Here is an 18,206-nt window from a genome sequence, read left to right as displayed (position 1 = left end):
AATGCCTCACTGCTTCGTGACGATGGCTGCGACCCTCATTCTGGCCGGATGTTCTGCGGACGCGCCCCAGCCGCAGGCTTCTGCAGGGGCCGAGACGATCGAATGCGCCTTGGGCCAGAAAAGCACTTTTGCGCCTGTCTGTATGGTGGAACGCGTATTGACGGACGGCATGCGAATTCTGATCGTGCGTCATCCTGATGGCGGTTTCCGCCGGTTCCAGCAGGTGGACGATGGGCGCGGCCTGATTGTGGCAGATGGATCAGATGGTGCCCGTGTCAGCATGGATGATGACATAATGGAAATTGCAGTGGGGCCAGACCGTTACCGCTTTCGCGTAAAGACCGCGCAGACTGCTCATGGCGGCTGATCAGGTCCTCACCGTTGCAGAGATGCGCGCTGCGGAACAGGCGCTGATCAATGGCGGAAGTGATGTGCATGAATTGATGCAGCGGGCCGGACGCGGCGCTGCGGATTGGGTCTGGCGCATGGCTGCTGGCCGCAGCGTGACCGTCCTGTGCGGTCCGGGCAATAATGGAGGCGATGGCTATGTCATCGCCGAAACGCTGCGCCAGCGCGGCGTTGCGGTGCAGGTCATCGCGGCGTTGCCGCCTGCGACTGATGCGGCAAAACATGCGCGCAGCAAGTTTGGTGGGCAGATTTCAGCGCCAGCGGACAATATTTCAGGCGGGATATTTGTCGATTGCCTGTTCGGCTCCGGCCTGACGCGGGCGCTATCGGCTGAATTGGCAGAATTGCTGGTCACACTTGCCCGCGCACATAAATTTCGCATCGCAATCGACGTGCCGAGCGGGGTGGAAAGTGACAGCGGTGAAATTTTTGGCCCGAACCAGCCATACGACCTAACGCTTGCACTGGGTGCATGGAAGCGCGCGCATTTTCTGATGCCTGCCATGGCATCCATGGGAACCCTTCGCCTGGTGGATATCGGGATTGCCGGCGGTGCAGGTGTCGGGCGCAATATCCAGAAACCGGTGCTGACCCGGCCGCCTGCAGCCGCGCATAAGTATCAGCGCGGTCTTCTGGCCATTGTCGGCGGCGCCATGCCGGGGGCCGGTGTGCTGGCCGCCACCGCGGCCATGCATGCGGGTGCAGGATATGTAAAATTGCTTACTGATAAAGGGCTTGGCTGCGAACCTTCAGAACTTGTGATAGATAATTCGGAATTGTCTGCGGCGCTGGGCGACAAGCGGATCAACGCAGTCCTGGCCGGGCCGGGCCTTGGCCGCGATAGCGCTGCGACAAAGCGGCTGGGGCAGGTGTTGGCAATGGGCGGTCCTGCGGTGCTTGATGCAGATGCGCTTTTCCTGCTCACGCCGGAAATGATTGCCGGACGGTCCGCGCCCTTGGTCATCACCCCGCACGAAGGTGAACTGGCTGCGCTGGAAACGTCTTTCGAAATCAAGGCTGACGAGAGCAAGGCTGAACGCGCAGGAGCGCTTGCAGCGATGATGGGCGCGGTGGTCATTGCCAAGGGCCCCGATACAGTGGTGGCCGCGCCTGATGGGCGGCTGGCTTTTGGCCCGCGGGCTTCGCCGTGGCTTTCGGCGGCAGGAACAGGGGATGTGCTGGCCGGAATTGTCGCCAGCAGGCTCGCCAATGGTGCAGCGCCCTTCGATGCCGCCTGCCAGGGCGTGTGGCTTCACGGGCAGGCTGCACATTTGGCTGGATTCGCTTTTACTGCAGCAGAACTGGCGCAACAGGTCAGACACGCTTACTCAGCCTGCTTGTGAGCGAATCAAAAACAATCCTCCGCGTTGCCGCCAAAGGTGACGGCGTTGCCGCTGATGGTGCCCATTTCAAAGGGACAGCCCCCGGCGATACCGTCGCGTCTGATGGCAGCATTGCCCGCGGCCCGCACCATGTGACCCCGCCGTGCCGACATTTCGGCGTGTGTGGCGGGTGCCAGTTGCAACATTGCGACGAGGAAACTCTGCGCGATTTCGTCACTTCGCGAGTCACCAATGCGGCGTTGAAAGAACAGTTGGATGTGGACGAATTGCTGCCTGCCCATCTTTCCCCCCCACGCAGCCGCCGCCGCGCAACACTCCATATCGCCAATGCCGGCGGCCGCCCGCAAGTCGGTTTCCGCGAGGCAGGTTCCCACAAGATCGTGGATATGCAGGAATGTGAAATCCTGCGGCCCGAATTATTCGCGCTGGTGGGCTCGCTGCGCCAGATGATGGCGCGCCGGTCTGGCCGCTATGCAGTGGATGCCGAACTGTCGCTGACTGATCAGGGCGTCGATTGTGCGTTGAAGAATTTGCCCGTCGAAGGGCTGGCCCAGACAGAGGCTTTGCTCGACTTTGCGAAGGACAATGAGCTGGCGCGCCTGACGCTGGATCAGGGGTATGGCCCTGAAGCCGTCTGGGAGCCGGAGCCTGTGACTGTCAGCTTTTCCGGTATTCCGGTCAGTTTTCCCAGTGGCAGCTTCCTTCAGGCCACTGCCGATGGTGAACGGGCGCTGGTCGCAGATACCCGCGCATGGCTGGATGGCAGCAAGCTGGTTGCCGATCTGTTTTCCGGCCTCGGCACGTTTGCGTTCGCGCTGGCTGGCACCGCCAAGGTGCTGGCGGCAGAAGCGGCGCGCGATGCCCATTTTGCGTGCAAATCGGCGGCGTCCTTTGCCAACCGGCCCGTGCATTCCATGCACCGCGACTTGTTCCGCAACCCGCTGCAGCTTGACGAGCTGAACCGCTTCGATGCGGTCGTGCTGGATCCCCCGCGGGCAGGGGCCAAGGACCAGATTGCCTTGCTGGCGCACAGCGACGTGGCGCGGATTGTCTATATCAGCTGCAATCCGTCCAGCTGGGCGCGTGACGCAGCGCAGTTGGTGAAAGAAGGCTATCGGCTGGAAAAACTCCATCCCGTTGGCCAGTTCAGATGGTCCACCCATGTTGAACTCGCCAGCCTGTTCGTCAAGGCTGGCTGAAGCTGTGTCAGGCCCGCAGACCCAGCAGCAATTGCTGGTATAGCCACTCCCGCGCATCGGGATGACTATAGGAATGGTCCGCGCCTGCGCATCGCGAAATCCTTGCGTCAGCAGGGTCCCACACACTTTTGAAATTGAGCGCGGTGCGGTCTTTCATGGCCAGCAAAATTTTCACCGGACCTGCAAACTGACCAAGCCCAGCGGTCATTTCGGCAGATAACGAAGTGGCTTTAGACTTGATTTTCGCCGCTGTGCCCAAGCCCCGGACAAGTTTCGTGAAGTTGACATCGCCTTTAAATAAACGCTTCAACTCCTCGGGATTCTTCAGTTTTTCGAGATAGCGGCTGCGAATGGCCTGCGGCGCCATGATTGTCTGATCTTCAGGTCCGGACGCTTCTTCTACCCATGGGTTGGACAGGATCAACCGGTCAAACCCCGCGCCGCTGGTCAGCATCAATGCGCTGGCGGCATCGCAATTTCCAAAGCCCACAATCCGTGTGACTTGCGGTGCCATTGCCCCGAATGCGGACAAGGCTGCTGCAACATCATTGCCGCTGCGGCGAAAGCCGCGGTTTTCACCGCAACTGTCACCTATTCCGCGCCGGTCAAAGCGGAAGACCGGAAAACCCGCCCGGGCAATGCGCGCGGCCATTTCGGCCTGTCCGCCAAATGCCCCTGCCCGCGTGTCATTTCCGCCGCTGACAATCAGCAGGCCGGTTGTTGAAGGTGCGGTGTCCAGAGTGCCCGCCAAGGCACTGTTTGAACAGGAAAACGTGAGATGAAGCCGCTTCATCGACCGATCAGCCCAATGGCGATGATTGCGGCGAGTGCGTCTGCCTGCTCGGGGTTTTCCCCTGGTTCGGCCCGCATCCACAGGCCGGAGCCGCCAATATCGTCCTGGTCGATAATCGCCTGCTGGCTGTCCGGCAGAGCAACCGCCTGTTCAAGGCCGGAAAAAAGTTCAGCGCCGATGTGCCAGCCCGCCAGCCTTACCCCGTCAATCCGTCCGGCAGCAGCAAGGCTGTCTAGCCCTTGATCCTCCTCTGATGCGCGCCCGGCTTCTTTGGCTGAAATGCTTTGCGCCATCATCAGTGCCCGCAAGGCCTTTGGGCCGGTCAGCGGCGCATATTTCCATCCGGGCAATTGGGCAGGGGCCAGCAAGGCGCCAGCGCGCAGCGTCAGAACGCAAGTCGCGCCAAATTCGTCTGCGGCTGCCTGCGCGCTGTTGCGCCAGCCTGCGAGGGATTGTTTATCCAGCGGCTGACGGCTTTCATTGCAGCCGGGCAGATCTGGCAGAAAACTATCGATGCCTGACAGGTTGAGCCGGTGCATCACTTCCACAGTTTGGCGGCGCATCTTGCCCGCTTCGTCAAACAGTGCCGGAATTACCAGCAGACGGTGAGAGCGGCCACCATCGAACGCCAGCACCATTTCTTCGGCCATTGCGCCGCCTGCCAGCGGGCATGACCAGCTCGTGAATTTCCGCTCGGTCAGCTTTCCAGCGCCCGCGTTTCGGCAAATGTCAGCAGGCCGCCATAGGTTTCCAGCATCTCGCCGTCGACATCATCATCTTCGATAATAATGTCGAGCCGGTCCTCCATTTCAGTGAACAGGCTGGCAACTGCCATGGAATCCAGTTCGGGAAGGTGGCCAAACAGGCCGGTGTCATGGGTGAACCCGTCCACCTGGTCCTGATCGAGTGCAAGAACATCGCGCAAAATGGCGCGCAGCATCGCGTCTATTTCAACCCGGGCCGGCGGCAACGCCGTCTGGTCTGCGACAGGGGTGCTGCCATCTGTCTCGTCTTTACCAACGATCGCGTCCTGTTCGGGCTCGATAATCATGTGCTGGTATTTCCCCTGCCAATATGGCCCTGATTTAAAGGCTGTCCGCCCTTAGCTTCGCCCGAAAGGCCGCGCAACCCGTGACGCAAATTGGCGCAAAAGCCTCGGCCACGCCTTCATCTGGTGCGGATCGCTACATTCCAGCCGGTATCGTGGCCGCACCAATTCCATCCAGTCGGCCTTGTAGGCATCGTTTCCAGTGCCAAAATCTACCAGTTCGACGGCGTCTGTATCAATCACATATTCGAGCAAGGCAGCAGTCAGGATGCTCCCGGCCGAAAGCGACTGAAATTCGGGCAGGTGGGCCAGTTTGTGGATATAGGCGACCTTGTTTTCGACAGTCCAGAACTGGGCCGCAACCGCTATCCCATCGCGCATGGCGATGGCCATTCGCAATTTGCCGCCATGGCCCTGCGTTTCTGCAAATCTGCGTAACAGATCAGGGGCGCCTTCCTGTGGCTTCCAGCTTCTTTCATAGATGGAGGCGTAGGTTTGCCAGATATCTGCATCAAATTGCGTAATAATCCGGACTTCCACTTTGCCGGATTTGCGCTTTAAAACCGTCCGCATCGGGCCGGGCAGGGTGGAGCGATATTGGGCAAAGGAGCGACCCTTTACCGGTAATACCTGATTATGGTCGCACTGGACGCGCCTGACATGCCAGCCAGATGTGCGGAAGGCCTGTTCCATGGCGCTGGCAGTGCCGTCCTCATCCGCCAGCGGGGCAAGCATGATGTGGTGGGTGCGCGATTTCAGATCATGCGCGATTGCGCGCAGCAGATTGGCATCGGACAAAGGCGAATTGCTGATTGGCTGCCAGGTGAAATTATACCAGTTGCCCATGGCTTCCAGGCCGGAATGGCCCTGCGCCAGCACCATCGCGGCTGTTTTCTGGCCATCTTGCGCCACCACGACAAGGGGGCGCATGCCGGCATCTTCCAGCAGCGCAAACCATTCATATTGGCCAAACGGTCCGGCTTCTGGTGCAATCGTCCCTTGCAGAACGTTAACCGTGCCGTGATAGCTGACCGCAACCACCCGTTCTGGTCCCTTTCTGGAGCCCCGATGCCCCTTACGCCCATTCCCGAAATCAGGCCGATCGACCACTTAGCCCATTGCGGCAAGGTGAGCGACCCTGCCCTGGTGCTGCGTGACCGCACACTTACCCACGGCGGGTTAAGAGAGCGTGTCAGCCTTCTGGCGGCATGGCTGTCGCAGGAAGTGGGAGAGAAAGGCGCACGAGTGGCCGGCTGGGCTGCCAAGGGCGAACTGACCTGTATTCTCACCCTTGCTGCAGCGCGGGCGGGGCTGGTTCACGTGCCGATCAACCCGCTGCTGAAACGCGCACAAGTTGCCCATATTCTGCACGATAGCGGGGCGCGGCTGCTGCTTGGCACCAAGGCCCGGCTCGATACTCTGGAAACAGCAGATATTCCGCCCGCCTGCGCCTTGATGGATGAAGCGGCGGTGTGGGCAGCCGTGGACGAAATTCCATCAGGACTACCGCCGTCCGATGCTGCGCCGGATGACCTATGCGCCATTCTGTATACCAGCGGGTCAACCGGGCGGCCAAAAGGCGTTATGCTCAGCCACGCGAATCTATGGCTCGGCGCGGTAAGCGTGGCAGATTACCTTGGGTTGGCCGCAGATGATGTGACGCTGGCCGTGCTGCCCCTGTCCTTCGATTACGGCCAGAACCAGCTTTTTTCGAGCTGGATTTCGGGCGGCTGCGTTGTGCCGCTGGATTACCTGTTTCCGCGCGATGTCGCAAAGGCCTGCGCTGCCCATGGTGTGACCACGCTGGCAGCAGTGCCGCCCCTGTGGGTGCAGCTGACCGAGCTGGACTGGCCGCCTGAGGCCAGCAAACCCTTGCGCCGCCTGACCAATAGCGGCGGCGCTCTGACAGCAGGGCTTGTACAGGACCTGCGGCGAATTTTCCCGCAGGCGCAGCTGTTCCCGATGTATGGGCTGACCGAAGCATTCCGCTCGACCTACCTCGATCCTGCTCTGGTCGATAGTCATCCCACATCCATGGGCACAGCTATCCCCTTTGCCGAAATACTGGTGATCGCTGATGATGGACGGATCGCCGAAAACGGCGAGGAAGGGGAGTTGGTTCATTGCGGCCCTTTGGTGGCGCAAGGATATTGGCAGGATGAAAAGCGCACCGCAGAACGGTTCCGCAAGGCGCCGGAAGGGTCCGTTTACGGGGGCATGGCGGTCTGGTCCGGAGACCGGGTAACGCGCGCCAGTGATGGCCTGCTGTATTTCGTGGGCCGGCGTGATGCGATGATCAAAAGCGCGGGCAACCGCATCAGCCCGCAGGAGGTGGAGGATGCGGCGCGCGCAACAGGGCTGGTGACAGAAGCTGTTGCCATCGGTGTGGCGGATGACAGGGTGGGACAGGCAGTGCATCTGGTAGTGCGGCCTGCTGGCGATGTGGAAGCAGCGGGCGCGGCTGATGCGCTTGCGAAACGACTGGCAAAGGAGCTGCCGAATTTCATGCAACCCAAGGTAATCCACTCGCGCGATGCAATGCCCCTTAATCCCAATGGCAAGATCGATCGCGCCGCGCTGGCACAGGAAATCGGCGCATGAAGCCAGTTGGACCAATACCGCCCGGCTTTGCGGCGATTGATGGCGAACTGGCTATCGGCGGGATGACTGCCAGCCAGCTGATCGCGCAGGCAGGCGCCAGCCCGTTGTTCGTCTATTCCAGAACCATGCTGGAAGCGCGCATTGCCCAGTTGCGCGCCGCACTGCCCCCGCGTGTCAACATTAATTATGCCATTAAAGCCAATCCTTTGCGGCAAATAGTTGAGTTCATGTCTGATCTGGTGGACGGCTTTGATATTGCATCCGGCGGCGAACTTGCTCTGGCACAGGCTGCGGGGCTGGACCTTGCGAGATTGAGCTTCGCCGGACCGGGAAAACGCGATGTAGAACTTGCCGCCGCGATTGCCGCAGGCGTTACGCTGAATGTCGAATCCGCATCGGAATTGCGGCGGGCATTGAAATTGGGCGATGCCGCAGGATTGGCGCCCAGGCTGGCGCTGCGGGTCAATCCTGATTTTGAATTGCGCGGATCAGGCATGAAGATGGGCGGCGGCGCCAAGCCCTTTGGTATCGATCAGTCAGAAATTCCGGCAGTCGCTGCCGAATTGCTGGCGGCAGGGGCCGAATTTCGCGGGCTGCATATATTTACCGGCAGCCAGTCGCTCGACACGCAGGCCATCATCGAGACGCAGTCGAATGTGCTGGCGCTGGCAGACCGGCTTGCGGGCGACATTGGTCAGGCTTTGCCCAAACTCAACATGGGCGGCGGGTTCGGCATTCCCTATTTCCACGGCGATACGCCAATTGATCTGGCGGCAATCGGCCAGGCGCTGGCAGAACAATTGGGCCACCTGCCTGACACATTAGCAGACACAGAATTGTGCATTGAACTGGGGCGCTATCTGGTGGGGGAGGCCGGAGTATATCTGACCACTGTTCTCGACCGCAAGGAAAGCCACGGGGACACCTATCTGGTGACAGATGGCGGCCTGCACCACCAACTGGCGGCATCGGGCAATTTTGGCACTGTGGTGCGGCGCAATTACCCGGTTGCCATTGCCACCAGGTTCACCGCAGAACCCCAGGAAACCGCCAGCGTGGTAGGCTGCCTTTGTACCCCGCTCGACCGGTTGGCAGACAAGGCGCATCTGCCGCGCGCCGACGTTGGCGATATTGTCGCAGTGTTCTGCGCCGGCGCCTATGGGGCCACAGCCTCACCGGCGGCATTTCTGGGACAGGGGCCGGCGCGCGAAATTCTGTTATGATCTGGCGTGCGGTCTGTCCTGTTTCGGGACCGGCATCATTAACGCCATCGCCCGCGCGGTAAGGCTAACGGTATATTCACCCTTATCAGCGAGGAAGCATTCTTGAACCCCAGGTTCGAAGGGCAGGTCGCTCCTGTTCTTCGCTTGATTTCCTGCACCAGGGCAAGGATGCGCATCGATGCCGAATACCAAAATTATCCGCCTGCTGGCCGCCAGTGCCGTGCTTTCGCTCACTCTGACAGGCTGCGCTACGGGCAGCGGCAATGAACTGCCGCCAGCATCATTTGTCGCGATGGAGCAGGGGCCGGGCGAGGAATATATCATTGGCCCGCTGGATGAACTGACCATCCATGTATGGCGCAACCCGGAATTGGGTGCGGAAAAAATCCAGGTGCGCCCTGATGGTCGCATCACCACACCGCTGGTGACGGACATGGCCGCTGTCGGCAAAACACCGACCGCGCTGGCGCAGGATATTCGCAAGCAATTGTCGGAATATATCGAAGAACCGCTGGTATCGGTGATGGTGAACAAGTTTGCCGGAACGTTCAGCCAGCAAATTCGCGTTGTCGGCGCGACGGAACAGCCCGCCTCCATCCCCTACCGCGCCAATATGACCGTGCTTGATGCGATGATCGCGGTGGGCGGATTATCTGAATATGCGGCTGGCAATCGCGCCAAGCTGATCCGGTTTGACCGCCAGACGGGCGGGCAGGCGGAATATGACCTGCGTCTGGGTGATTTGCTGAAGAAGGGCGAAAGCAGCGCCAATGTCATGCTGAAGCCGGGTGATGTCATCATCATTCCGGAAAGTATGTTCTGAGGGATTTTCGCGCGTCATGAACGACATTCTCGACGAATTGCGGGCGGCAGCCTTTTCCGTGTGGCACCGCCGCTGGCTGGCGCTGGCCATTGCCTGGGGCGTGTGCGCCCTTGGCTGGCTGGTGGTTGCGTTGATACCCAATTCCTACCAGTCTGATGCGCGAATTTATGTCCAGCTTGATGATGTTCTGTCCCAGCAGATTGGTATTGCTGGCGGGGGCGAGCGTGACATTACGCGGGTGCGCCAGACCCTGACCAGTGCGGTAAATCTGGAAAAGGTCATCCGGTCCACGCGCCTTGGCAATGCCGTAACCAACCAGCGCGAAATGGAAGCGGAAATTGCGCGGCTGACCAAAAACGTCAGCATCAAAAGCCAGGAAGACAATCTGTTCGAACTGAGCGCGACCATCGGTCATGCCGATTTGTCGGACAATCAGAATGCCGAACTGGCCCGCGATGTGGTGCAGAAACTGATCGACATTTTCCGCGAGGAAAACATCGCCGGAAATCGCGGCGAAGTGGCAGAAACGCTAGTGTTTCTTGACCAGCAGCTGGACGATCGCAAACGCGAACTGGAAGTGGCCGAGCAGCGCCGCATGGCGTTCGAGGCGCAAAACCCCGAAATGGTCGGCGGCAGTCTTGCCCTGTCAACCAAGGTGCAGGGTCTGCGCAGTGAATTGCGCGGTGTGGAAGCGGATCTGGCAGCATCGCAAAGCGCGCTTGCTGCCATCAATGGCCAGCTGGCCGGCACGCCGCGAACGCTTTCGACGCCGGGTGATGGCGGCAGTGCGCGCGGCGCATTGGCACAGGCGCAGTCGCAGCTTGCATCCGTGCAGGCGCGCGGCCTGACAGACAGCCATCCCGACGTGATCGCGATGAAGCGGCAGATCCAGCTTTTGAAGCGGCAATCTGCCAATGAAAACCCCGATACAGGCAGCACGCCCAACCCTGCCTATAGTTCGATGATTTCCATCCGCGCGGAACGCGAAGCCAATGTGCAGGCACTGGGTGCGCGCAAGGCTGCGTTGCAAGCGGACGTGGCATCCATGATGGCCAATCAGGCCAGCGAACCTGCCGCTGCTGCCGAGGCCAACCGGATCACGCGGGATTATGATGTGCTGCGCAAGAATTATGACGAATTGTTGCAGGACCGCGAGGAAATGCGCCTGCGCGGACAGGTGGAAAATGAACGCAGCAGCTTCAAATTTGAAGTGATCGACCCGCCTACCACGCCGCGTCTGCCTGCTGCACCCAATCGGCCATTATTGCTGATCGGCGTGCTGCTGGCTGGCCTTGGCGCAGGCGCAGGCGGAGCATTTGCGCTGGCGCGGCTGCGCAGCACATTTGCCACCACTGGCAAGCTGGAACGGTCGCTTGGACTGCCGGTGCTGGGATCCATCTCGACTTCACTGACCGATGCCGCGCGCGAGATACGGCGCAAGCGGCTGCGGCTGTTCAGCGCCGGGCTGGCCTCGCTTGGCGGGTTGCTGGTGGTGCTGCTGGCGGTGGAATTCCTCCAGCGCGGGATGGTGGCATGAGGACGCGCAATTGACCGAACATCGCAAAATCCCCGCGCCGGATGCCGAGACCGGCAAAGGCAGCGCTTCGCTGTTTGAAAGAGCAGGCGGAAGCTATGGTCTGGACCAGTTCAGGGCGCCGGCTGTGCCTGCTGCTTTACCTGATGCGCCAAGGAGCCAATTGCGCAGGCCCGCGCAAAATGACGCGGCGATGCGCGCCGCCGCCATGCCGCAGGGCGCGCATGGTAAGCCACGAGACGCGGCGCCGCTGGCCGACGGGCACATGCTGCCACCTGCGCGGCCCGCACCGCGCGTGCCTGCGGCGCCCGCTGCGCCAGCAGCGCCTCTGGGCGCAGGCAAAAGCGCTGCGCCGCGAGTGACTTTCACAGGGGAGCGTTTCCCGATTGATCGGAACCATCTGCGCGATCAGGGCATGATCGTGCCCGAAGGTCCGGTCACGGCGCTCATCGAAGAATTCAGGATTGTTAAACGGCAGATCCTGTCATCCGCCATGGAACGGGAAACCGCGCGGTCACGGCGGGTGCTGATCTGTTCGCCCCATCCGGGCGAGGGCAAGACCTTTTGCGCTACCAATCTGGCCATTGCGATGGCGGCTGAACGGGACCGCGAAGTGCTGCTGGTGGATGCAGATTTTGCCAAGCCGTCCATTCTTTCCACGCTGGGGCTGCCCAAGGGGCCGGGCTTCATGGATTGTCTGGCCGATCCGTCCATCCTGCCGGAAGATCTGGTGATGGGGACAGATATCCCCGGACTGTGGGTGTTACCGGCGGGCAACCAGACGGCGTTTGACAGCGAATATCTAAGCGCCGGACGCACTGCCGAAGTGGTGGACCGCCTGACCGTGGGCGCACCTGATCGCATCGTTATTTTTGACAGCCCGCCAGCCTTGTCCGCATCGCCAGCGGCTGAACTGGCAAATCATGTGGGCCAGGCCATTCTGGTCGCCCGCGCAGATCGCACGGGCCAGAGCGCGCTGGAAGATGCGGTGCATCTTCTGTCGGCCTGCCCGGACATCAAATTGCTGTTGAATGCGACCGATTACAGTCCCAGCGGACGCAATTTCGGGTCTTATTACGGATATGGTGCCTGACAGTGTTGCTGGCCCGCATGTCTTCTAAAATTGCGCCTGTTGCAGCCCTGTGCCTTGCGGCCCTGTGCCTTGGTGCCCCTGCGGCTGCGCAGGACCGGCAGGCAGGCATGCAGAAAGGCAACCAGGGCAAAAATGAGCCGCAGCAGGGCCGGACGTCTGGCGGCTCGCCCGTGCAGGTTGCCCCTTATATCGAAGCATCGCAGCTTCTGGTCGTGCAGTTTTCGCCTGAAGATGATGTTGTGACCTATACCCAGATTGCGGCCGGTGTGGACGCGGCCATTACTGGGCGAAACAATGGCGGCTCTGTCTCGGTCAGATATGAACGCAATATCGCCTATGGCGACAATGCGGCTGGTTCCGACACGTTAAGCGGGGTTGCGCGCGGCTATGCCACCATAATTCCGCGTGCGCTGACCGTGGAAGCAGGCGCGCTTGCGGCGCGCAGCACCTTGAACGGCAATGGCGCAGCATCGCTCACCCCGATTGGCGCGGCGATTGGCGCACAAGATAATTCCAGCCAGATTTATTCGGTGTTTGCCGGGCCAAACCTGCACGCTGCGGCAGGCGATGTAGAACTGAACGCCAATTACCGCATCGGCTATACAAGGGTGGAAACAGACAATGCGCTGATCACGCCCAACGGCGTGCGCCCGATCGATATTTTTGACGACAGCACCGTGCAGGTAGCCAATTTTCACGCGGCAACCCATCCGGGGCAACCATTGCCGGTGGGACTGGGCATTGGCGGCGGCTGGATGCAGGAAAATATATCCAATTTCGACCAACGCGTGCGCGATGCCCATGTGCGCGCCGACATCACCGTGCCGGTGCGCCGCAGCCTGGTCGTCGTTGCCGGAATTGGTTACGAGGATGTCGAAGTATCGAGCCGCGATGCGCTGCTTGATGCTGATGGTTTCCCCGTAACCGGCCCTGATGGCCGCATCGTGACAGATGCATCCGCGCCGCGCCAAATCGCCTATGACGTATCGGGGTTGATCTGGGATGTCGGCGTGGTGTGGCGCCCCAGCCGCAGAACAACGCTGGAAGCCACTGTTGGCCGCCGCTATGATTCAGCGACCTATCATGGCAGTTTTGACTGGGCGCCCACCCGCAGGAGCAGGCTGGGCGTTTCTGTCTATGACGCGGTTGCCGGTTTTGGCGGGCAGCTGAACAATGCGCTGGCGAATTTGCCCACGCGTTTTTCCGCAACGCGCAATTCGCTCACCGGCGATCTGGGCGGCTGCGTGGCCAGCAGTGAGGGCAATGCCTGCCTGTCTGGCGCGTTGGGCTCCATCCGGTCGGCCACATTCCGTTCGCGCGGTATCGCGGCGAATTATTCAGCCAGCCTTGGCCGGATGAATGCCGGGGTGGGTGCGGGCTATGATCGCCGCAAATTCATCGCTGCGCCCGGGACGGCGCTGGCCGCTGCCAATGGCGTGATCGACGAGAATTACTGGGTCACTTTCTATCTCGACGGTGAGTTGGGTAGCAGCGCTGGATATTCTGCCAACACCTACGCCAATTGGCTCAGGAGTGGTTTCAATAACACTGGCGACGTTTTCGCCATCGGCGCATCGGCAGCCTATCGCCGCAGCCTGACAGGCAGGCTGTCCGCACGAGCGGCGGTTGCCATCGACCATATCGACACTGCCGTGTCGGTCGATGACATCACTGCTGCATCGGCCCTGCTGGGCCTGCGATATGATTTCTGACGCTGGGAGCACAGATAATGTTTGACAATTACTACAGTCTCACGGGGCGCCCTTTCCAGCTGACGCCTGACCCTGCGTTCTATTTTGAAAGCGCGACCCACCGCAAGGCATTATCCTATCTGGGGTACGGCATGGCGCAGGCGGAGGGCTTCATTGTCATTACGGGCGAAGTCGGGGCGGGCAAATCCACGCTGGTTGCGCATCTGATGAAGAAAATCGATCCTGAACGGCTGACCGTGGGGCAAGTGGTCACCAGCAATCTGGATGGCAAGGAACTGGTGCATATCGCAGCCAGCAGTTTTGGCCTTCAGGTTGACGGGCACGACAAGGCTGCCGCGCTGGGCGCTATCGAAGGCTTCCTTCACGCAGAGGCGCGGGAAGGGCGGCGCTGCCTGCTGGTGGTCGACGAATCCCAGAACCTGTCTGTCGAAGCGCTGGAAGAATTGCGCATGTTGTCCAATTTCCAGCTCGGCGCACATCCGCTGCTGCAGGTGCTGCTGCTGGGTCAGCCGGAATTCAAAACTGTGCTGGCCGGCCACCAATCGCTGGAACAATTGCGCCAGCGGGTGATCGCCACCCACCATCTGGAAGCGATGGAGCAGGCCGAACTGCAACCTTATATCGAACACCGCCTGCACTGCGTCGGCTGGCAGGGCAATCCGAGGTTTGCGCCAGGCATTTTTGGCGATCTGTATGATGCAACGGACGGCATCCCGCGCCGTGTGAACCAGATTGTCACACGGCTGTTGCTGCTGGGCGCGGTCGAACAGAGCGAACTGATTGACGAAGCCATGCTGGCATCGGTGCTGACTGAAATGGCGCGCGACAATGCCGCGCCTGCCAATGGCAAGCCCCATGCAGTAACGCAGGGTTTCGCTGGCCAATCCGCGGCAGGCCCGGTCAAGCACGCTGCTCAATGCGCGGCTTCTGATCACGTAATGCCGCACGATATGGATGCGGTATCGGGTGGAGAGCAGCACAGGCTGGAAGAAATGCTGGCCCACCGGGACGCGCAGATCGCTGAATTGCAACAGGCAGTGGTGGAACTCGCGCAGATCGAACGGCGGCGGCAAAATGCGCCGGATCTGTCTGACCTGAATCGGGAGATGGAAATGATGCAGGCGCGGCTGGAAGAACAGGAACGCACCGTCCGCCATGTGCTGACCATGCTGATCGAGTGGATCGAGAGCGGTGAAAAGCCGCGCGCGGCAGCCTGATAACCATATGCCTGATAACCGCATGATCCCGGCGCATCCCCCCATTACCAATGGTTTGTCCGTTGACGTGGAAGACTGGTTTCAGGTGGGGGCATTTGAAAATGTCATCGACCGGCAGGACTGGGATGGCTTGTCCCTGCGGGTGGAAGACAATGTCTTGCGCATCCTCGACATGTTTGCCGAAGCTGATGTGAAAGCGACCTTTTTCACCCTTGGCTGGGTGGCCCGCCGGAATCCTGCGTTGATGCGGCGGATTGTGGATGCAGGGCACGAACTGGCCAGCCATGGCTATGACCATGCCCGCGTGTTCAATTTTGACCGCAAGCAATTTGGCGCCGATATCAAGCTGGCGCGCGATATTCTCGAAGATACCTCCGGCGTGAAAATCACCGGCTATCGTGCCCCCAGTTTCTCCATCGATGAACGCACGCCGTGGGCGTATCTGGAACTGGCCGAGCAGGGCTATGCCTATTCTTCCAGTGTCGCGCCGCTCGCGCATGACCATTACGGGTGGAGCGACGCGCCGCGTTTTGCTTTCAAGCCATTACCATGGTCCGATCTGGTGGAAATTCCGGTGACCACCGCAATTCTGGGCGGCAAGCGGGTTGCGGCAGGCGGCGGCGGGTTTTTCCGCGTGCTGCCCTATGCATTTTCGCGCTGGGCCATCCGGCAGGTTAACCGGACAGAGCAGCGTCCGGCGATTTTTTACTTTCACCCATGGGAAATCGACCCCGCCCAACCGCGCGTGCCCAATGCGCCGATAAAGTCGCGGCTGCGCCATTATACCAATCTTGGCAAAATGGCGCCAAAGCTGCGTGAACTGGTGCAGGAATTTGCGTGGGGCCGCATGGATATGATCGCTCTGCAAGAGGCGGGCAGGGCCGCGGCGCTGGCCGCATGAACGCGCCTTTTCCCCATTCAACCCCGCAGGTTTCGCTCGCCAATCTCGGTGATGCCAATGAGGCTGCGCGGATTGAACATTTCGTGCGGGCGTTGGGGGGAACGCCGTTTCATCGGCCCTTGTGGCTGAATGCGGTTGAGCGCGGCACAGGGCAAGTCGCAACTGGCCTGCTGTCGGAACACGGCGGGGAGATTGCGGGATGGCTGCCATTGACCAGGGTACATTCGGCCATTTTTGGCCGCGCACTGGTCTCGAGCGGTTTTGCAGTGGGCGGCGGCCCGCTGGCAACAGATGGCCGCACAGCGAGTGCCTTGTGCCGCCGCGCAGAAGAACTGGCGCTGCGCCATTCCTGCCAGACGGTGGAGATACGCGGCGGCAGCGCGCCTGCTGATTGGGACCGCACAACGCAAAGCCATTGCGGCTTTGTCGCAGAACTGGCCGCTGACGCCGAAGCGCAGCTGCTTGCCATCCCCCGCAAACAACGCGCTGAAATTCGCAAAGGCCTTAAAATGGACCTCGCTGTCGAAACCGGCACGAGCGAGCGAGACCGCGCAAGCCATTACAGCGTCTATGCACAAAGCGTCCGCAATCTTGGCACGCCGGTATTCCCGCGCAGCCTGTTTGATGCCGTGCTGGATGCGTTCGGTGATGATGCGGATATTCTTACCGTGCGCCATCAGGGCGCCGCTGTGGCCAGCGTGCTGTCGCTGTATCATGACGGCGCGGTCATGCCCTATTGGGGCGGCGGGACATTGGCTGCGCGCCATTTGCGCGCCAATGAAGTGATGTATTACCAACTGATGCTGCATGCCGCCCGGCGCGGCTGCACCCGCTTTGATTTTGGCCGGTCAAAAACGGCAAGCGGGCCGTATCATTACAAGAAAAACTGGGGCTTTACGCCGCAGCCGCTCGAATATGCCAGCTGGACTGCGCCAGGCGCGAAACGCCGCGATCTCAGCCCTGCCAATGCTGCATATTCTGCCAAGATAGAATTGTGGAAACGGCTGCCTCTCAGGGTCGCCAATGCCATCGGCCCCTTTATTGCCAAGGGGCTGGCGTGATGGGTGATATTCTGTTCCTGGCCCACCGCATCCCCTATCCGCCAGACCGGGGGGACAAGATCCGTTCCCACCATCTGTTGCAAGCTTTGCAGCAACTCGCGCCAGTGCATGTTGGCTGTTTTGCCGACACTGACAGTGATTTGCAGCACGAAAACAGGCTGCGTGAAGGCGTGGCCAGCCATATATTGGTGCGGCGGACGAAAAGCATGGTGCGCGCCGGTATCGAAGCCATCATGAGCGCAAAAGCGGTCAGCGTGACAGCATTTGCGCACTCCGCCATGCGCGAATGGGTGGCAAACACGCTGACCGATCATGAAATCGACACCATTTTCGTATTTTCCGGGCAAATGGGGCAATATATTCCTGCCGATTTTGCCGGGCGGGTGGTGGTTGACCTGTGCGATGTCGATTCCGCCAAATTTGAAGCCTATGCGGAAAAAGGCAGGTCACCGCGCCGCTGGGTGGATGCGCGTGAAGGCCGCGTTCTGGCCACTGAAGAACAGCGTCTGGCCTTGCGCGCCGAGCGTATCTTGCTGGTCAGTGATGCCGAAGCGCAGCTGTTTCGCGCGCGCATCGGCCCCCACGCTGGCGGCGCTGTCACTGCCTTGCGCAACGGCATTGACGCAGGCCAGTTCAATCCGCAGTCAGCGCTCCCCCATGCTGATCTTGTCAGCGCGAAGGGTCCGCATCTCGTGTTTACGGGGCAGATGGATTATGCGCCCAACATTGCCGCGGCAGAACGGGTGATTGATCACATTCTGCCTGAAATCCGAAAAATTCATGGCGATGCCCAGTTCCATGTGGTGGGCCGGGCCCCAGTCAGCCGGCTGCTGGCCCGCGATGGTACAGGCGGCGTGCGCATCTGGGGCGAAGTGCCCGATGTCCGGCCATTTCTGGCCGCAGCTGATCTGGTAGTGGCGCCGCTGGAAATTGCCCGCGGCATCCAGAACAAGGTGCTGGAAGCCATGGCCATGGCGCGGCCTGTTCTGCTGACGCCGGAAGCCGCAACCGGGATTGATGCCACAAGCGGCACACATTTCGCAGTCGAGGCAGGCCATCATGCCCTGGTGGAACGGGCGCTGGCGTTGCTCGGCAATGGCCCTCTTGCCTTGCGCATGGCTGCTGCCGCCCGCCGCTATGTGGTTGAAAACCAGAGCTGGGATGCAATGCTGGCACCGCTCGCCAGCATCATCGGCAAAGACACAGAGAACACCCGCCGCGATGTCGCCTGAAGTGCCTGGCGAGGTTTT

Annotated in this window: 17 protein-coding genes; 13 read left to right on the top strand and 4 right to left on the bottom strand. The window is 60.6% G+C overall.

Annotated features, from left to right (window positions below; all coding sequences use genetic code 11):
• Nucleotides 1-22 precede the first annotated feature (22 nt).
• Genes GRI44_RS05825 through GRI44_RS05815 form a run of 3 tightly spaced genes read left to right on the top strand, consistent with a single transcriptional unit; the run spans nt 23 to nt 2,950 of the window.
• Nucleotides 23-367 (top strand): hypothetical protein, encoded by a 345-nt coding sequence (locus GRI44_RS05825; protein WP_160600450.1) that lies wholly within the window; start codon nt 23-25, stop codon nt 365-367.
• Nucleotides 357-1,751 carry an NAD(P)H-hydrate dehydratase gene (locus GRI44_RS05820; protein WP_160600449.1) on the top strand — a complete coding sequence of 465 codons (1,395 nt, stop codon included), beginning with the start codon at nt 357-359 and terminating at the stop codon, nt 1,749-1,751. Before GRI44_RS05825 ends, GRI44_RS05820 begins: the two co-directional genes overlap by 11 nt.
• Complete coding sequence (locus GRI44_RS05815) at nt 1,748-2,950, top strand: class I SAM-dependent RNA methyltransferase (protein WP_160600448.1); 1,203 nt, start codon at nt 1,748-1,750, stop codon at nt 2,948-2,950. Before GRI44_RS05820 ends, GRI44_RS05815 begins: the two co-directional genes overlap by 4 nt.
• Before the next feature lie 7 nt (nt 2,951-2,957).
• Here the strand turns inward: GRI44_RS05815 and GRI44_RS05810 are convergent, their stop codons facing one another.
• The 4 genes from GRI44_RS05810 to GRI44_RS05795 all read right to left on the bottom strand — a co-directional run bounded on the left by GRI44_RS05810 (nt 2,958) and on the right by GRI44_RS05795 (nt 5,832).
• Nucleotides 2,958-3,743 carry a hydrolase 1, exosortase A system-associated gene (locus GRI44_RS05810; RefSeq protein ID WP_160600447.1) on the bottom strand — a complete coding sequence of 262 codons (786 nt, stop codon included), beginning with the start codon at nt 3,741-3,743 and terminating at the stop codon, nt 2,958-2,960.
• Entirely contained in the window at nt 3,740-4,393 is a 654-nt protein-coding gene (locus GRI44_RS05805) for a hypothetical protein (RefSeq protein ID WP_232842980.1), read from the bottom strand. Before GRI44_RS05805 ends, GRI44_RS05810 begins: the two co-directional genes overlap by 4 nt.
• A 47-nt stretch (nt 4,394-4,440) precedes the next feature.
• Nucleotides 4,441-4,683 carry a phosphopantetheine-binding protein gene (locus GRI44_RS05800; protein WP_232843064.1) on the bottom strand — a complete coding sequence of 81 codons (243 nt, stop codon included), beginning with the start codon at nt 4,681-4,683 and terminating at the stop codon, nt 4,441-4,443.
• Between the two features lie 162 nt (nt 4,684-4,845).
• The gene (locus tag GRI44_RS05795; RefSeq protein WP_332872368.1) at nt 4,846-5,832 is read right to left on the bottom strand and encodes a GNAT family N-acetyltransferase; all 987 of its coding nucleotides are present in this window, start codon (nt 5,830-5,832) and stop codon (nt 4,846-4,848) included.
• A 27-nt stretch (nt 5,833-5,859) separates the two neighbouring features.
• On the opposite strand from GRI44_RS05795, the gene GRI44_RS05790 reads away from it, so the two are divergent.
• The 10 genes from GRI44_RS05790 (at nt 5,860) to GRI44_RS05745 (ending at nt 18,188) form a co-directional block, all read left to right on the top strand.
• On the top strand, nt 5,860-7,392 hold the full coding sequence (locus GRI44_RS05790; protein WP_160600445.1) for an acyl-CoA ligase (AMP-forming), exosortase A system-associated: 1,533 nt from the start codon (nt 5,860-5,862) through the stop codon (nt 7,390-7,392).
• A complete protein-coding gene (locus tag GRI44_RS05785) occupies nt 7,389-8,615 on the top strand; it encodes a pyridoxal-dependent decarboxylase, exosortase A system-associated (protein ID WP_160600444.1) in 1,227 nt (408 codons plus the stop codon). Before GRI44_RS05790 ends, GRI44_RS05785 begins: the two co-directional genes overlap by 4 nt.
• A 178-nt stretch (nt 8,616-8,793) precedes the next feature.
• Nucleotides 8,794-9,438, top strand: coding sequence for an XrtA/PEP-CTERM system exopolysaccharide export protein (locus tag GRI44_RS05780; RefSeq protein WP_160600443.1), 645 nt, complete (start codon nt 8,794-8,796; stop codon nt 9,436-9,438).
• A gap of 16 nt (nt 9,439-9,454) precedes the next feature.
• Nucleotides 9,455-10,975 (top strand): XrtA system polysaccharide chain length determinant, encoded by a 1,521-nt coding sequence (locus GRI44_RS05775; RefSeq protein WP_160600442.1) that lies wholly within the window; start codon nt 9,455-9,457, stop codon nt 10,973-10,975.
• A 10-nt stretch (nt 10,976-10,985) separates the two neighbouring features.
• Nucleotides 10,986-12,065 carry a P-loop NTPase family protein gene (locus GRI44_RS05770; protein WP_202386277.1) on the top strand — a complete coding sequence of 360 codons (1,080 nt, stop codon included), beginning with the start codon at nt 10,986-10,988 and terminating at the stop codon, nt 12,063-12,065.
• A gap of 17 nt (nt 12,066-12,082) precedes the next feature.
• Nucleotides 12,083-13,777: a preprotein translocase subunit YajC gene (locus GRI44_RS05765; RefSeq protein WP_160600440.1), complete on the top strand. Its 1,695-nt coding sequence runs from the start codon at nt 12,083-12,085 to the stop codon at nt 13,775-13,777.
• A gap of 17 nt (nt 13,778-13,794) precedes the next feature.
• Nucleotides 13,795-14,994 carry an XrtA/PEP-CTERM system-associated ATPase gene (locus GRI44_RS05760; protein WP_160600439.1) on the top strand — a complete coding sequence of 400 codons (1,200 nt, stop codon included), beginning with the start codon at nt 13,795-13,797 and terminating at the stop codon, nt 14,992-14,994.
• Nucleotides 14,995-15,001: 7 nt separating this feature from the next.
• Complete coding sequence (locus GRI44_RS05755; RefSeq protein ID WP_232842979.1) at nt 15,002-15,895, top strand: XrtA system polysaccharide deacetylase; 894 nt, start codon at nt 15,002-15,004, stop codon at nt 15,893-15,895.
• Nucleotides 15,892-16,956: a FemAB family XrtA/PEP-CTERM system-associated protein gene (locus tag GRI44_RS05750; RefSeq protein ID WP_160600438.1), complete on the top strand. Its 1,065-nt coding sequence runs from the start codon at nt 15,892-15,894 to the stop codon at nt 16,954-16,956. Before GRI44_RS05755 ends, GRI44_RS05750 begins: the two co-directional genes overlap by 4 nt.
• A complete protein-coding gene (locus GRI44_RS05745) occupies nt 16,956-18,188 on the top strand; it encodes a TIGR03087 family PEP-CTERM/XrtA system glycosyltransferase (protein ID WP_160600437.1) in 1,233 nt (410 codons plus the stop codon). Before GRI44_RS05750 ends, GRI44_RS05745 begins: the two co-directional genes overlap by 1 nt.
• Nucleotides 18,189-18,206 lie beyond the last annotated feature (18 nt).

Source organism: Allopontixanthobacter confluentis (assembly GCF_009827615.1).
Lineage (GTDB): Bacteria > Pseudomonadota > Alphaproteobacteria > Sphingomonadales > Sphingomonadaceae > Allopontixanthobacter > Allopontixanthobacter confluentis.
The sequence above is the reverse complement of the archived record's forward strand: the minus strand, read 5'-3'. Positions and strand labels throughout refer to the sequence as shown.

Excerpts from the sequence above, each read along its gene's own strand:
- GRI44_RS05825 (WP_160600450.1), top strand. The coding sequence starts at position 23 with ATGGCTGCGACCCTCATTCTGGCCGGATGTTCTGCGGACGCGCCCCAG.
- GRI44_RS05820 (WP_160600449.1), top strand. The coding sequence starts at position 357 with ATGGCGGCTGATCAGGTCCTCACCGTTGCAGAGATGCGCGCTGCGGAA.
- GRI44_RS05810 (WP_160600447.1), bottom strand. The coding sequence starts at position 3,743 with ATGAAGCGGCTTCATCTCACGTTTTCCTGTTCAAACAGTGCCTTGGCG.
- GRI44_RS05805 (WP_232842980.1), bottom strand. The coding sequence starts at position 4,393 with ATGGCCGAAGAAATGGTGCTGGCGTTCGATGGTGGCCGCTCTCACCGT.
- GRI44_RS05800 (WP_232843064.1), bottom strand. The coding sequence starts at position 4,683 with ATGCTGCGCGCCATTTTGCGCGATGTTCTTGCACTCGATCAGGACCAG.
- GRI44_RS05790 (WP_160600445.1), top strand. The coding sequence starts at position 5,860 with ATGCCCCTTACGCCCATTCCCGAAATCAGGCCGATCGACCACTTAGCC.
- GRI44_RS05785 (WP_160600444.1), top strand. The coding sequence starts at position 7,389 with ATGAAGCCAGTTGGACCAATACCGCCCGGCTTTGCGGCGATTGATGGC.
- GRI44_RS05780 (WP_160600443.1), top strand. The coding sequence starts at position 8,794 with ATGCCGAATACCAAAATTATCCGCCTGCTGGCCGCCAGTGCCGTGCTT.
- GRI44_RS05775 (WP_160600442.1), top strand. The coding sequence starts at position 9,455 with ATGAACGACATTCTCGACGAATTGCGGGCGGCAGCCTTTTCCGTGTGG.
- GRI44_RS05765 (WP_160600440.1), top strand. The coding sequence starts at position 12,083 with ATGTCTTCTAAAATTGCGCCTGTTGCAGCCCTGTGCCTTGCGGCCCTG.
- GRI44_RS05760 (WP_160600439.1), top strand. The coding sequence starts at position 13,795 with ATGTTTGACAATTACTACAGTCTCACGGGGCGCCCTTTCCAGCTGACG.
- GRI44_RS05755 (WP_232842979.1), top strand. The coding sequence starts at position 15,002 with ATGCCTGATAACCGCATGATCCCGGCGCATCCCCCCATTACCAATGGT.
- GRI44_RS05750 (WP_160600438.1), top strand. The coding sequence starts at position 15,892 with ATGAACGCGCCTTTTCCCCATTCAACCCCGCAGGTTTCGCTCGCCAAT.
- GRI44_RS05745 (WP_160600437.1), top strand. The coding sequence starts at position 16,956 with ATGGGTGATATTCTGTTCCTGGCCCACCGCATCCCCTATCCGCCAGAC.